Origin of the sequence: Paenibacillus sp. FSL K6-0108 (assembly GCF_045040695.1) — a bacterium.
Taxonomy (GTDB): domain Bacteria; phylum Bacillota; class Bacilli; order Paenibacillales; family Paenibacillaceae; genus Paenibacillus; species Paenibacillus pabuli_B.
Map to the genome: position 1 here is coordinate 4,206,561 of NZ_CP150288.1, position 14,312 is coordinate 4,220,872.

At 42.5% G+C, this 14,312-nt stretch carries 12 protein-coding genes; 7 read left to right on the forward strand and 5 right to left on the reverse strand.

Annotation, left to right across the window (positions count from 1 at the left end):
- Positions 1-298: 298 nt before the first annotated feature.
- The 3 genes from MHB49_RS18995 to MHB49_RS19005 all read right to left on the reverse strand — a co-directional run bounded on the left by MHB49_RS18995 (position 299) and on the right by MHB49_RS19005 (position 3,496).
- Positions 299-1,381 (reverse strand): nucleotidyltransferase domain-containing protein, encoded by a 1,083-nt coding sequence (locus tag MHB49_RS18995; protein WP_405152564.1) that lies wholly within the window; start codon positions 1,379-1,381, stop codon positions 299-301.
- A 160-nt stretch (positions 1,382-1,541) separates the two neighbouring features.
- Positions 1,542-1,808, reverse strand: coding sequence for a CD3324 family protein (locus MHB49_RS19000; RefSeq protein WP_405152565.1), 267 nt, complete (start codon positions 1,806-1,808; stop codon positions 1,542-1,544).
- Positions 1,809-2,338: 530 nt separating this feature from the next.
- The gene (locus MHB49_RS19005; protein WP_405152566.1) at positions 2,339-3,496 is read right to left on the reverse strand and encodes a glycoside hydrolase family 88 protein; all 1,158 of its coding nucleotides are present in this window, start codon (positions 3,494-3,496) and stop codon (positions 2,339-2,341) included.
- Positions 3,497-3,798: 302 nt separating this feature from the next.
- Here MHB49_RS19005 and MHB49_RS19010 point away from each other — a divergent pair, with 302 nt between their 5' ends.
- Positions 3,799-4,662, forward strand: a complete 864-nt coding sequence (locus MHB49_RS19010; protein WP_405152567.1) for a helix-turn-helix domain-containing protein — start codon at positions 3,799-3,801, stop codon at positions 4,660-4,662.
- 79 nt (positions 4,663-4,741) lie between these two features.
- On the opposite strand, the gene MHB49_RS19015 is transcribed toward MHB49_RS19010, so the two are convergent.
- Positions 4,742-4,870: a DUF6254 family protein gene (locus MHB49_RS19015; protein ID WP_247897701.1), complete on the reverse strand. Its 129-nt coding sequence runs from the start codon at positions 4,868-4,870 to the stop codon at positions 4,742-4,744.
- 228 nt (positions 4,871-5,098) lie between these two features.
- On the opposite strand from MHB49_RS19015, the gene MHB49_RS19020 reads away from it, so the two are divergent.
- The 6 genes from MHB49_RS19020 to MHB49_RS19045 all read left to right on the forward strand — a co-directional run bounded on the left by MHB49_RS19020 (position 5,099) and on the right by MHB49_RS19045 (position 11,771).
- The gene (locus tag MHB49_RS19020; RefSeq protein WP_405152568.1) at positions 5,099-5,494 is read left to right on the forward strand and encodes a GntR family transcriptional regulator; all 396 of its coding nucleotides are present in this window, start codon (positions 5,099-5,101) and stop codon (positions 5,492-5,494) included.
- Positions 5,495-5,518: 24 nt separating this feature from the next.
- Positions 5,519-6,619, forward strand: a complete 1,101-nt coding sequence (locus MHB49_RS19025; RefSeq protein WP_405152569.1) for a DUF1648 domain-containing protein — start codon at positions 5,519-5,521, stop codon at positions 6,617-6,619.
- A 51-nt stretch (positions 6,620-6,670) separates the two neighbouring features.
- Positions 6,671-8,254 (forward strand): stalk domain-containing protein, encoded by a 1,584-nt coding sequence (locus tag MHB49_RS19030; RefSeq protein WP_405152570.1) that lies wholly within the window; start codon positions 6,671-6,673, stop codon positions 8,252-8,254.
- A gap of 248 nt (positions 8,255-8,502) precedes the next feature.
- A complete protein-coding gene (locus MHB49_RS19035; RefSeq protein ID WP_405152571.1) occupies positions 8,503-9,177 on the forward strand; it encodes a response regulator transcription factor in 675 nt (224 codons plus the stop codon).
- Entirely contained in the window at positions 9,162-10,256 is a 1,095-nt protein-coding gene (locus MHB49_RS19040) for an ATP-binding protein (RefSeq protein ID WP_405152572.1), read from the forward strand. The genes MHB49_RS19035 and MHB49_RS19040 overlap by 16 nt, the downstream gene beginning before the upstream one ends.
- 51 nt (positions 10,257-10,307) lie before the next feature.
- Positions 10,308-11,771, forward strand: a complete 1,464-nt coding sequence (locus tag MHB49_RS19045) for a serine hydrolase domain-containing protein (protein ID WP_405152573.1) — start codon at positions 10,308-10,310, stop codon at positions 11,769-11,771.
- Between the two features lie 446 nt (positions 11,772-12,217).
- On the opposite strand, the gene MHB49_RS19050 is transcribed toward MHB49_RS19045, so the two are convergent.
- Entirely contained in the window at positions 12,218-13,960 is a 1,743-nt protein-coding gene (locus MHB49_RS19050) for an ABC-F family ATP-binding cassette domain-containing protein (RefSeq protein WP_405152574.1), read from the reverse strand.
- Positions 13,961-14,312 lie beyond the last annotated feature (352 nt).

The window sequence follows — 14,312 nt, forward strand, 5'->3', positions numbered from 1 at the left end:
GTTGTCTGAACGTATTGTTCGCCTAACTCTTGATGACCATCTGTCTGGTCGTCATCGCCATTTCAATACCTTTACCTTTCGGATCAGATAACCAGGTTTTACATCCAGCGGATTGCTGCGGTCTGGTGAACCTTTAAAAGGTTACTTCATTGTTAAACGCAACATGTATGCTTTATATATCTCCTTCTAGGCCAATATATGGGACACAATAAATCAAGAACATTAGGAAAGATGATAGTTTTGGTTGGAATGTCAACAGTACCGTTTCCGCGGACTTATAACCAACTGGGATGTAAGGTCAATGATTCATATAATGAGCATATAGCTGCTCGAAGGTTGTAAAACGTTTGACTTCTCTGCCGACCTTATCATACTCGTCTAGATACTCATCCATCACTTCAAGGAACTTCTCTTTCATAACTGATAAATCACTTGCATCAAAGTGCTGCATAATATCAAATTTCTTGGTTCCTTTCTCCAGAGCCATTTCATCAAGATACCCTTGTGCACCATAGACCGAAAGAAAGACGTAGGAAGCATCGTTTGTTATAACACTGTTCAAAATTTTATTGCGGTAGTTGCACCACAGTTCTTCATATGTTCCCCTCAGATTATCAAAGGTCGGAGCAGATTTAACAATGAAATTATCACACATCGTGCTATGTAACCTTGTAACACCATTTAACATATTAAAAGATGCTATACGGATATCTTCAATGGTATGAGCTTCGATGATTGACATGTATAAGGATTCGAGATCATCCGGAACATAGCGAAACGAGCGGATCTCTTCCAAATATCGCTTGATTCCTCGTTTGATGCACGTGTTATTCATACTGACCAAGGCATTGACTAGATTGTACAGAACGTCGGCAGATGCATGGCGCACTGAACCGATATCTTCACCCAGCATCGTATCGCTGTATGCTTGCTTAGCCAGATTGATCCATTGATTTGCTCGATTAAGACACGCTTCTCCTATCGGGTTCGCAAGTGCATCAAGGGCTTTTTGCCTGAAGCCGTTGAATTTCTCCAAATCCTCGGGCTTTGCAGAGTAAAGTATTTTGAGCTCAGTTAGGCTCGATACGTTTGGGCTCTCCAAGGTGGATTGCTCTTGTATTCTTGTATCCCATGGCGTGCAATAGAAGTCATATCCAACGTCATCCAAGATGAAGCAATCGGATATTTCCCATCCCTTTTCTGTATTATTAATGATAATTAAATCAAGATCGCTCTTCTCGTGAAAGTCCCCGGTGCTAAATGAACCCGTAAGCCCAATAATTGCGATATCGTCTAGAAAATCTCTTTTTGCGCGTTCGATCACCATGTTAATCAGCAGTTCATTTTTGCTCAGCAGATTCTTCTTTATGATTTCATTCATTCGTTCGTTACACCCCTTTGTATGAGCCGGCCGTCATTCATCACAACAACCTTAACTTGAGTCTATCGATTTCGAGGTGCAGTTACTATGTATAAGTTGATTTAATTCATCTTTGCACAAAATCCGCTAAACCATCGAGACGACGATTTAGCGGATTTCATTAGTTCTTTTTATATACAATTTTTTTTATGCTTCCGCAGGACAAGAAGTATCGACCCGCCAACTCCTCTATGCTGACTCCATTGCAAAATAAGGATTTAATCTCAGCGTTTCGAGCAGAAACCCTACTTTTGCTGTGTGTTTTCTCGCCCCATTTTAGGTGTGCCTCTTTGGGTTTGGGGATATAAACCAATTCACCTTGAACGTATTCTTGAATGATACGTAGCAATTCTTCCGGAAAAATAGACTCGGCTTTTGAATATTTCATGGGCCTCACTCCTTATTTAATAAATCAATAAGGTGCAAAGCCAGTTAGTAGAATATTACGATTCGTCGTTGGCAATGTAATTGTTCCTAAGCTCTATGCAAAGCATTGCCATATCCTTCACTGGCTTTGCATAGAGCCATGCATGTAAGAATCCTACCCCAATTGTTTTCAATAGCCTCACCTCCATAGAAAATAAATAGTAGCTTCTATATGCTTATTTTATCAGTTAATGGAACAAATAAAATATTCTTATCGAACATGGATACTATGGAGCTGCTTACCAGCGTTGCTGCTACTTTTTAGATGCCTTCAGGGAGCAAAAACCTCCGGGTAATCTTTTCGCCACGCGCCGATGCATCCAACTAAACAGGCAGTATAACATGTCATTGCACTGCCGTCCTCGTCTGTTTCATACTCAATGGAGACATTGCTAAATAAAGCCTTTAAACGCTTATCCATCGAGGGTGAACTCCTCCCTCATTCGGGTCAAGGCTGGCACTACAGTTATGGAGCCGGGGTGTGCTCTCCACTCACCAAAAATAAAGCTCATCGCCCTTTAGCTTAAGCACGGCTTCCATAAAATAATAGTCACCATAGATGATGGATTGGTGATGCGTGGCGTTGTGATATGCCGCAGATCCATTCTGCACGATGCAATCGCAGTCCCTGCTCCAGTCCGTCCGCTGTTCGTCCAGCGTGCGCAGCAGTTTCAAAGCCGCGTTGAGGTACAGGTCCTTCTCATGTTCACCTACAGATTTCGCAATCTCGATCAGACCGCAGGCTGCAATCGCCGCTGCTGTAGAATCTTCGTAGGCAGGTTCCTTGGGCTGCCTGAAATCAACCGGAATGATGCCGCTCTCCGGAATGCTGGCAACGAAATAATGCGCGATCCGCTTGGCGGTGTGGAGATATTCCTCTTTACCCGTATGGCGGAAGCTCATCATGAAACCGTACATTCCCCATGCCTGACCGCGTGTCCAAGATGAACCATCTTCATATCCCTGCCCGCCATACGTTTGGACTACACCACCGACGAATGGATCGAATTCAACGATATGGTTGACCGATCCGTCAGGTCTGACGAACGTGTTCATCACCGTATTGGCATGACGCTCCGCAATTTGTCTGAAACGGGGATCGCCAGTCTCTGCCGAAGCCCAATACAATAACGGAATATTGAACATGCAGTCAATGATGGCCCAACCGCGTGTATCGCTATCAGGCAGATCATTCCAGGCACGGATGAACTCCCCGACCGGATTGTAGCGTCCTGCCAGCAAGTTCGCCGCGTGCAGCGCCCGTTTGCGGGATTGCGGATTTTGCGTCAGTTGGTAATTGGCAACACTCGTCGGCAGCCACATAAAGCCGACATCATGATGCAGTCCGTAATATTGCTCGAAGCAGGCATCCAGCTTATCCTCCACCTGATTTGCGTATTGCTTGTATTTCTCCTCACCCGTCACATGATACATCTGCCAGAGCATTCCGCCCCAGAAGCCGTTGGTCCACCAATTAATGCCGTCCGCATCATTGCCGCTCGGGTTGTGCCCTGATCGATCATCATGCACCCCATCCTGTGTGGAATAAGGAATTTTGTCACGTGACTTGTCGCTTACCCAATCCATCTTGTCCGTTAGCTTTTGAATGACCTGGTCGACCCAGGGTTTCGCTTGTTCTATAACCTGCATGGTTGTTCTCCTGCCTTTTCCTTGGAATAAAATTTCCTGTTTATACCCAGCTTAATTGAAACAAAACCGTATTCACGATTCACATAGAGATCATCCGCAATGGAATTCGATATAATAATTCATATTCCTATCAGCGTTTATACATAACCTAAAGCGCTTTCAGTTTACTACAGAGAGCGATAGCAAAGTTTGCTTGTATTCACCAAAAATACGGTTTTATTGTCCTTGTTTCAAACATACTCCGGATGCTAAACTTATGCCATATTTACAAAAAACGACTTGACGAACGGGGGAATTGTCCGATGTCAGCAGGCTTTGACCCGATCCCCTTTCAGGGATCTGCCATGTTATGGAACAATCGGCACCAGACACATCAGCCCGGTATCAGCTTCTACCACTGGCATCAATGCTGCGAGCTATTGCTCGTGTACGACGGTAATGGAACTGTAGTGCTAAACAATCAAACCTATCCGATCCGCAAAGGCATGCTGTTTGTATTCCAACCTTTTGAAATTCACAAAGTGTTTGCCAAGGCAACGGATGAACACCCCTACGATCGGACCGTGGTGCATATTAACCACCTGCGTCTTGAACCTTTTTTGTCTGCCTTTCCCAAGCGACTGGAGTTGTTCGGACAGCTGTGCTATTCCCGAAGTACGGAACGGGCGTTTGATCTTGGAGAGCAATTCGACGCGGTGCGGCAGTGCATGGAGGATTACGAGCGTTATGCCCATACCGGACGTGGAGACACTCAGGAGGAGATGACCATATTTATGCTGCGCCTGCTCAGTTTGTTGGAGGATATCGTTCCAGAACAAAGCTCCCCCTCTCCCGCACAAAGGCGCAGCGAAGAATATTCGGAAAAAATGATGAGCTGGATTGAGCACCATTACATGGAAAGTGATATTCTGGACAAGCTGGCAGCAGAGCTTCATTTGACTCAATCCTATGTATCGCGGCGATTCAGAAAGGAAACGGGCAGCACGCTAAGCGAGTATTTGACCGCCAAACGAATCAAGGTCGCTGCGCACCTTCTGGAAAGCACTTCTTATACCGTGGAAAGTATCGCGCACCAGATCGGTTTTCAGAATGTTTCTCATTTTATCAGCAGCTTCAAAAAGACCTACCTGATAACACCGTTAAAATACCGACTCAGAGGCAAATAAAAAAAGTAGAATTTCATTTGTGTTATTTTGTCCCGAGACATGAGAAAACTGCCGGCAAATTCTCCCGACAGTCCCGCTTTTAGAGCGTAGTATGCTTCTCTTCATATTCGCTTGATAATTCCTTGAGCGATCTGATCTTACCATGAGGATGCTGTTCTTGCTTTCGTGACTTCCAAGCAGCTTCCTGCCTTTTCTTCTGGCGAGCCATAAAAGATCTCCTCCTCAGGAAATGAGAATTATACTACTTCTTTATAATGTCATTTATAAGTTACTTTCATTCGTTCTAGGCTCTTATTGAGAAGTGCATCCTCCATCCACCTGTTCCAAAACTCATAATTACAATAATCTTACCTCATCATTTCCATGTCCATTGCTTATTCAAGTTATACCTGTTATAGTTGATATATAACAGATATCAAAAAAAGAAGGTGAACTCTTGATTATTCAACTTGATATGCAGTCCGATCTTCCCATCTATTCACAACTTGTTAATCAGATTATTGAAGGGATTGCCAATGGTGAGTTACAGCTAGGTGAGGCTCTACCCTCTGTCCGAAATTTGGCTGCAGATATTGGGGTTAACCTTCATACAGTCAACAAGGCATACACACTACTCAAGCAAGATGGATACATTCAAGTTCATAGACAAAAGGGAGTCGTAGTAAACCCTGATGGAATGCCTGATTTAACTGATGATTTTTTGAAAAAGCAACACAGCGAATTTAGACCGATTATCGCCGAAGCGATATGTCGAGGAATGAGTAAGGAGCAATTATCAGAAGTATTAGCCCAAATGTATGATGATGTAAAAGACGGTCACAACAAAGAATGAAAGACTGAAGGGAGTGTGTTATGTATGCAGCTATTTATTTTATTACCGATCATTTTAATCTTTGCTCCATTAGCCTTGTTTCTCTCCTTTGCACCCTATATGACAAGGGAAACAATTAGCTTTGGAGTTACGGTAAGTGAATATAATTACTACACGCCAATCGTGCGGAAGCTACGGAGTACTTTTGCTACAGTAAGTCTGATCGCATATGGGGTTGTTATACTTGTCTGTCTGTATTTACTCCGTTCTGCAAATGAAGAATCCACTGCAATTATTACTGGCGTGGGCACAATTATTTTCATTGTGTACTGGGCAGCAATAAGTATTTTATTTCATTTCAAAATGAAAAAGATAAAGGAAACACTGCCGTCTGAAACAAGACCTCAAAAGGTAAGAATCGATACAACCTTCCGCCTAAATAAGCTCACCTATTCTAACTACTGGTATTTAATTCACATTGCTATTATTGCAGCTATTGCTGTCATTTCGATTTTGAATTATGAGGCATTACCAGGTGTCATTCCAATGAAATATGATTTGCAGGGCAATGTCACTTCCAGTGTTCCCAAAACCTACTTTTCTGTACTGGCAATTAATCTCATACAGCTAGGAATGATTGCGCTTTTGATGTTTGTGAACTGGAGTATAAAAACAAGCAAGCAGCAGCTTTCTACTTCTGATCCTGTCAAATTTGCTGCAAAAAATATTCAATTCCGACGTAAATGGTCTCTGTTCACGATTATAACAGGGTTACTTCTTACCATATTATTTGCCTTCATGCAGATTAATATGTTCGTCCCTAACCTGCCCTTGTTATCAGTTATCAGCTTCACCATCCCTGCTGTGATTGTTTTGGGCGCCGTGTTCCTCTCTCTAACGGGCAGACAAGGCGGTGGGAAAATTCGAAATCATCAAGTGCAAAGCGAACGATCCAAAGAACAACCTGTGAATGACGATCAATATTGGAAGTTTGGCTTTATTTACTTCAATCGCAATGATCCTTCTTTTACAATAGAAAAACGTTATGGAATTGGCTGGACTATTAACTTCGCGCACCCTTTATGTTGGGTCCTGTTCTTAATCATTATTGCTATTGTTGTTGTAAGCAAAGTCTTGAGCAAATAAATGCTCGTTCATTTATTTGTTTAATATAAATCATTAGGAGGAATTATTATCATGAACAATTGGAAAAAGCTATTACTTTCTCTTATTTCCACAAGCCTAATCGTACCTATGGCATCCATCTCAGCAGCTACTCAACAACCTACTGATGGCAAAACACTAGTTCCTGTTCGTGAGATTGCAGAAAAGAATGGTGCAGTGGTCTCTTGGCAACAAGAAACAGGACAAATCACGATACGTAAAAATGAACTTACGATTGTAGTTAAGGTAGGAGAGAAACAGGCTATTGTGAATGGGCAAGTCACCCCCTTGGACAATCCTGTTCAGTTAACCAAAGGAGTTGCGTTGGTAGATGGTCTATTTCTTACAGAGGTATTGAAAGAAGCACCTGAAGATATGTTTATTTCACTTGTAAGTATGGGCAATGGCAAGGAGGCTGCTCAGTATGTTCAACATTCTGTAAGCCAGGTTCTTTCACCCACATTACTGAGTCAGCTATGGACATCACTTGAAGGTCAATTTGGGAAAATCACAAGCCAGCCCTTAGCTAAACACATAGAGAACAATACAGTACATTACAACGTAACCTACACTTTTAAGACAGCGCTTACCAATTTAGATATTACCGTCAGAATGAATCATTCTGGTCTTGTGGATGACTTGTATATTGCCGCTGCTATACCAGATGTTTATCAAAAGCCAAGCTATGATGACCCATCTAGCTATACCGAGCAGAAGATCACTATTGGTGATGGTGAATTAGCTCTACCAGGTACATTAACTTTACCCAAGGGTGACGGACCTTTCCCAGTCATCATTCTAGTACATGGATCTGGACCTAACAATCAGGATTCTGCCATCGGTGGGGCAAAGCCATTTCGGGATCTCGCCGTGGGCCTGGCTTCACAAGGGATTGCTGTATTAAGATACGATAAGGTCTCATATGAGCATACCTATAAGGTCGCTTCGCAGCCTAAATTCACATTAAAGCAGGAAAGCGTAGATCATGTAACCGAGGCGGTGAAAATCCTTAAAAAGAATACACATATCGATTCAACAGGGATTTTTGTAGCCGGACATAGTCAAGGTGGATTCGCATTACCGTTAATCATTGCCGAGGATAAACAACATGATATTGCAGGAGGTATTCTACTCGCTGCACCAAGCAGCAGCTTTGTAGATGTACTTACTGAGCAGCAGGACGAATTGGTAAATCGGGTAAAACAGGTTGGCCTGGACACGGAGAACTTTAAAGTACAAGCTGATTTTTATAAAAAAGTTGCTGCGTTAGTTAAGGATCCTAAATATTCTGTAGATCATCTCCCTGAGTCATTTCCGCTTCAACCTGCCTACTGGTGGTTTGAGCAAAAAGATTATGTGCCCTCTGAGCTGGCTAAAACACAAAATACCCCTATGCTGATTATACAAGGTGAAAATGATGTACAAGTGTCTATGAAGCAATTCCAAAACTGGAAATCAGCTCTTCAAGGTCATTCCAATGTAACGTACAAAAGCTATCCAAAGGTAAATCATATTTTATCCAGCTATGATGGACTTTCAATTGGCCAAGAGTATATGCAGCCCTCCAATGTCTCCAAAAACATTATCGATGATATTGCGAAGTGGATATTAAATTAGGGCATTACCGAGGTCAGTTACTTAGCGTCACCTACCATCGGGTAAAGGCAGCCGGGCTTAATCAGCTGGTTGCTCTTTTTTATTTAATTCTCCAATGGAAAGAAGACAACCAGACTTCAAGAGGAGCTAATAAGGCGACTCATTTCGACTTGTCTGAAGCGAAAACCCTCTTTCAATGGAGATTACATTCCTTGAAGATTTTTGCTATGCTAATTGCAAACTTATGGATTATAGGAGACGAAGCATTGATGTCTAAAATACTGATCGTGGATGATGAAGCAGATATAAGAAAATTGCTGACCGATTACTTTGAAATAAACGGATATTCCGTCATGACGGCCAAGGACAGCCGCGAGGCGCTGCAGAAAGTGGAACAACAACCCGATCTTGTCTTGCTAGATATCAACATGCCTGAGCAGAACGGCCTTCAATTGTGCGAAAAAATTCGAGACTTCGTCTCTTGCCCAATCTTATTCTTAACGGCTCGAATTGAAGATGCCGATAAAATAGCCGGATTTCAGGCCGGAGGCGATGACTATATTTTAAAACCTTTCAGCATTCGCGAACTGGGAGCCAGGGTCGAAGCGCATTTGCGCAGGGAACAGCGAATCCAAAACAAATCCTCGGTAAGGTTTAATGAAGACCTGGTTATTGACTATACGGCTCGGGAATTCTACTACCAGAATAAGCGAATCCCTCTGGCCAAAAAAGAGTTCGACATTATCGAATTACTGTCCATACATCCCGGCATGGTATTTGAAAAAGAGCAAATGTACGAAACCATTTGGGGATTCGACAAACAAGGCGACAGCAGTGTGATCGCGGAGCATATCCGGCGAATTCGCTCCAAATTAAAAGAATACAATTGTGATAATCGAATCGAGACCGTTTGGGGAGTCGGATACAAATGGACAAGTTTATGAATGCTCTGCTGCTAAAGCGATTTACCTTGCTGCAATCTTTTATCCTGTTGTGCGTGGTCACGCTCATTGTCATGCTGGTCGTCATAACCATGGAGTTCGCATTGGCGGAGAACCTGCGGCTGCGTTTCGGAGAAACGGATTGGGTACTGCCCTCCCTCGTTGCGACTGTGCTGCTAACCGTCGCCGCTGGAATTGTCACCATGGCAGTTCTATTTTACAGATCGAAACTAAAACGTCCGCTGGAGCTCTTAAAGCATGCATCCGAAAACATTTCAGCCAACGATCTAAGCTTCAGCATCTCCTATGACAGCCGGGACGAGATGGGCGAGTTGATCGCGGCATTTGAAAACATGCGCTCACAATTGGAGAAAAACGTAAAGACACTCTGGCGATCGGTTGAGGAGCGCAAGCAGCTCAATGCTATTTTTGCCCATGACTTAAGAACACCGCTGTCGGTGTTGAAGGGAAACGCAGAACTTCTCGCCACCTATTTACCCGAGAAAAAGTTATCGGAAGAAAAGGTGCTGGACCTGATCCATACCATGAACCTTCACATCTTGCGTTTGGAAAACTACACGGAGGCTATGAACTCTATTCAAAAGCTAGAGGATGTCCCGATGCAGCATCAGACGATGGATACGATCTCATTTACAACTTTACTGAACGACAGCGCTGAACAAATCGCAAATCAATCCGGCATACGCTTCGTCTCTAACACGGAATATGACAATACGATAATACAAGTGGATCCTTATATCATCATGCAAATTTTCGAGAATATGGTGGCTAATGGGACGAGATACGCAGCCAGTCAATTGAACGTTCACTATGACATTCAGGACGGCATGATGAAGATTACCGTCTCAGACGACGGCCCTGGCTTCTCGGACGAAGCCCTGCTCAAAGCTGTACTCCCTTTTTACCGCGGCGAGGTATGGGATGCGTCCGAACATCGCGGTTTGGGCCTTTACGTTTGTAAGTTGTTTTGCGAAAAACATGAAGGGAGCCTACAAATTGCAAACGGACCGAACGGCGGCGGAAGTGTGACTGCAAGTTTTAGGACCCAAGTTGATAAATAGTTGAAAATTAGCTGATAACATTTCCTTAACTTGAATTTGAGGAGTGTTATCATGCTAAAACTGAAAAAAAAGATGTATATCGCAATCAGCTGTTTACTATTGGTATGTTCGATGTGTGCGAACCCCATGTTCGCCACGGAAGCTCGAGACAGGACAGAAGTACTGCGGGACATCGATGAATTTATGGATCGGAGCATGAAGGCTAATAACATCAGCGCTGCGTCACTCGCAATAGCCAGCAACGATGAAGTCTTTTACGCAAAAGGCTATGGAACATTCGCAGATGGCCAAAGCGTTACGGGCGATACCCCTTTTCCCATTGCTTCGTTAAGCAAGTCCTTCACCGCATTAGCCGTTTTACAGCTGGCGGAGAACGGTCAAATTGACTTGGATGCGGCTTATGCTTCCTATTTTCCCGAACTTTCCCCACAGGATCCCCGCATTCGTGAGATTACGGTCCGCCATTTATTAAATCAGACCAGTGGTCTCAACGACAAAATAAATCCCGATATGACGAGAAATCCGCAATTCCAATCGCTGCATGAGGCCAACCGATTATTAACAGAAGTGCAACTCGTCCATAGTCCCGGAACTGCTTACAGCTATCATAATCCCAATTATGTGCTGCTGGCGAACCTCGTGGAAAGTGTTAGCGGAGAGCGCTTTACGGATTACCTGAAAAAGCATATTTTTGAACCGCTAGGAATGAGCCATACCTTTAGCGTCACCACGACGCAGCAAATCAATGAAAATAAGACTATTCCGCTAGGACATTACTTGAGTTTGGGACGTTCCATCGAACAAACGGAACCCCTGTGGTTCATTGAAGGCCCTGCGGGTATCGTGTCAACCGCGAAGGACATGTCTCTATGGATGCTTGCCCAATATCAGGGCCGCCTCGTCTCCCCTGCTTTGATGAAACAGTATCATTCATCGGGAGTTATCGGTCCGTATGGCATGGGCTGGCTTGCAGACCAAGGCAAGTCCAGCGGCAGAACGATCTCCCATAGCGGCATTTTCTGGACGTACAAGTCGGAAGAAATGGTTTATTTGGATGAGCAGATGGGCATCGCTGTAATGTTTAATTCCGGTTTGAACGCTTTTGTGAATTACTCGGCTTTTATTGATGGAATCACAGATATTATAAGGGGGGAGAAGCCCGAAACCTCTTTTCTGAACGGCAGAAACATGGAAACGATCATGATCGCGCTGATTCTCGCCACACTTATATGGGGCGTATACGCCTATTATCGCATCCTGCGGAGGAAAAAACGCCTAACGATCAGTAAGTTGATTCTAATAACGGTCGGAAGGCTGTTCCCTATTCTAATACTCTTATCTCTATCCCCTCTGGTGACGTTTATCGGCGGTGGACGCGTGCTGCCTTGGTTCGGCATCTGGACTACCCTGTCGTCTCCAATTATATGGCTTGTTGTATGGTCGCTATTCAATTTCGTACATTTGGCTTGCTATGTTTACATTTATGTTGAGAACAAAAAAAACAGCTATGCGTAACCATTTCAATTTATCAGGATAAACAAAAGTGCTACTCCTCAAAATAATGAGGGGTAGCACTTTTTATAAATATTTCAGTCTACTCTCGTACCGTCACATTTAATTTGGTTGATCTGGTCTCCCCTGATGATTTATGAAGTATAGCTTCATACTCATAGATTCCAGGTAGCCTCCCAGAGATTGCGCCGGGAAGCATCCGTGACGATGACTGTCAGCGGAACACTCACGGTCGTACCCAGTGCATTGATCAATTCCCCGGTATAGATGATGCCATTTTTCTTTCCAGTAATATCAACTTATTGTACCAGGGTCATACCGTTTAATTGGTACAATTTCTTGTCCTCAGCTCGGGGCATGAACTTGTACCGATTAAATAAAAAAAGCCGCCAAATAGCGACTTTCAATGGAACAATGTTCTTATAATCTTTGCAATCAGAGAGTTGTAATTATAACAACTTAATCAACTCTTCCAGCTCATCAACCAATACCTTTGCAAGTTCAAAATTAGTATCTTTTAAAGCCAATTCTATTTTCATTTCAACAGACTTTTTCTTTTGTTCAGTTTCTAGATAGTCTTCATTAAAATGACTCGCATAAATCATCTGTCTAAATTCTAGTATACTCATTTTACTAATTGTCTTGTCCTCAATAATTAAAACATAATCCATACCATTAACAACAGAATAGAAATCATGAGAAATCATGAGAATTGCACCTTTGTAGTCCTCAATAGCTTTCTCCAGTGCGATTTGTGCATAGATATCTAGATGGCTTGTCGGTTCATCAAGAAGCAATACGTTTGCTTGACTTGCAGAAACTTTAGCCAATTGAAGCATGTTTTTTTCTCCACCAGATAAAGACTCTATCTTTTGATTAAGAATTTCTCCTTCAAAGCCATAGTTTGAGATAAAGGATTTAATCTCATCATAAGTTTCAAACCCCGCCTCGATGAATTCATCTAATATTGTATTGGAATCTTTTAGCATCTCGCCTTGAACTTGAGATAAATACGCCACGTTAACAACTTCAGCATTTATTTCAATGGAATCCTGATTATTTTTAAAGATTTCTCGGAGTAAAGTCGTTTTCCCGGTACCGTTTGGACCGATTAGAGCTACTTTATCTGTCGATTTGATCTCGAAGTTCACATTTTCCAAAAGCAACTCATCAAAGGAAACGCTATAATTATTGATGCTAACCACAACGTTGTCTTCCATTGCCTTATCGATACCAAAACTGATATTCGGCTGCTTGATATCGACAAATGGCTCTTTTATTCGACGTGCTTCCAATCTCTCCTGAAACTTGACTCTGGCTTTTAATGCTCTGCCTCTGGAGGCTTCCGAATTATACGTGGCGATCTCTCTAAGATTGTCGATAATGTGATCGTATCTCTCAATTTCTTCAGCCTCAGCAACCGCGATTTCTTGCAGCTCGATCTTAGTCTGAAGCAGCGAGAAGTTATAATCAATATAACGCCCGTCAAACTCTTGGATCTCCGTATTTTCAAGGTGTATAATTTTGTTAAAACAATGATTCAATAGATATCGGTTGTGCGTAACAACTAGCAGCATTCCCTTGTGGGAATTAATCAATTTTTTAAGTGCATTTAGGTTTTCAAAGTCTAAAAATACATCTGGTTCGTCCATGATCATTAAGTCCGGACGACTAAGCATTTCTTTCATCACTTGGATAAGTTTGAATTCCCCGCCGCTTAATTCGGATACATTAAGATCTTTTAACTTCATGAGGTTGGCCAGGTTTAGCTGCTTATTAATGGTGTTTTCGAAATTATCCCCATCCATCGCCTCGAAGGCATCCAACGCCAATTGAACCTTTTCCAGCAGCGAATCCATATCCGACGTGGTGGCCATCTCCGCATAAATGGCTGTGATTTCATCTTGTATCTTGATGAATTCTTCTCCGATATATTCAAAAACGGTCATTTCTTTTGTTTTATCTACTTGCGAGAACTGACTCACATATCCAATTCTGCAATCGGGGTCTATCTCTAACTTGCCCTCAAACAAATATCTTTCAGGATCCATCAGGATATCGATCAGTGTACTTTTCCCACTGCCACTTGTTCCGATAAAAGCGCAATGTTGTGCCTCTTCAAACGTAAATGAAATGTTGTTATATAGTTCTTTTTGTGGAAACGAGAAGGATAATTTATCAACTTTTATCATAGTGTTACCTTTCTTTACAACTAAAATGGTGGCTATTATTGAATGTTTTGTCGAACACAGACTTTTAGAGTAACACTGTTTACCACCAAGTTCAATTCATTGTTGCTCTTACCTCACTTCGAAATTCTAATACTTTCTTTAGAATGGTGGCTTGTTGAACGATTTTCAGAATCAACCATTGCTTACGATAGTGTAAAGGAGGATCTATGGGGAATATGCTCTTTCATTTGATTAATATCAAGCAAGGATTTCGTATGGTTCCGGAGGATTCTTCATGCTTATTGTGCTGCCCATCAACCTATATGTAAATATAAATCTAGGATTAGTCTTCATTTTCATTTTCAATTTAACG

Bases quoted from the DNA above. Each gene is read 5' to 3' on its own strand.
- MHB49_RS18995 (WP_405152564.1), bottom strand. From the start codon at position 1,381: ATGAATGAAATCATAAAGAAGAATCTGCTGAGCAAAAATGAACTGCTG.
- MHB49_RS19000 (WP_405152565.1), bottom strand. From the start codon at position 1,808: ATGAAATATTCAAAAGCCGAGTCTATTTTTCCGGAAGAATTGCTACGT.
- MHB49_RS19005 (WP_405152566.1), bottom strand. From the start codon at position 3,496: ATGCAGGTTATAGAACAAGCGAAACCCTGGGTCGACCAGGTCATTCAA.
- MHB49_RS19010 (WP_405152567.1), top strand. From the start codon at position 3,799: ATGTCAGCAGGCTTTGACCCGATCCCCTTTCAGGGATCTGCCATGTTA.
- MHB49_RS19015 (WP_247897701.1), bottom strand. From the start codon at position 4,870: ATGGCTCGCCAGAAGAAAAGGCAGGAAGCTGCTTGGAAGTCACGAAAG.
- MHB49_RS19025 (WP_405152569.1), top strand. From the start codon at position 5,519: ATGCAGCTATTTATTTTATTACCGATCATTTTAATCTTTGCTCCATTA.
- MHB49_RS19030 (WP_405152570.1), top strand. From the start codon at position 6,671: ATGAACAATTGGAAAAAGCTATTACTTTCTCTTATTTCCACAAGCCTA.
- MHB49_RS19035 (WP_405152571.1), top strand. From the start codon at position 8,503: ATGTCTAAAATACTGATCGTGGATGATGAAGCAGATATAAGAAAATTG.
- MHB49_RS19040 (WP_405152572.1), top strand. From the start codon at position 9,162: ATGGACAAGTTTATGAATGCTCTGCTGCTAAAGCGATTTACCTTGCTG.
- MHB49_RS19045 (WP_405152573.1), top strand. From the start codon at position 10,308: ATGCTAAAACTGAAAAAAAAGATGTATATCGCAATCAGCTGTTTACTA.
- MHB49_RS19050 (WP_405152574.1), bottom strand. From the start codon at position 13,960: ATGATAAAAGTTGATAAATTATCCTTCTCGTTTCCACAAAAAGAACTA.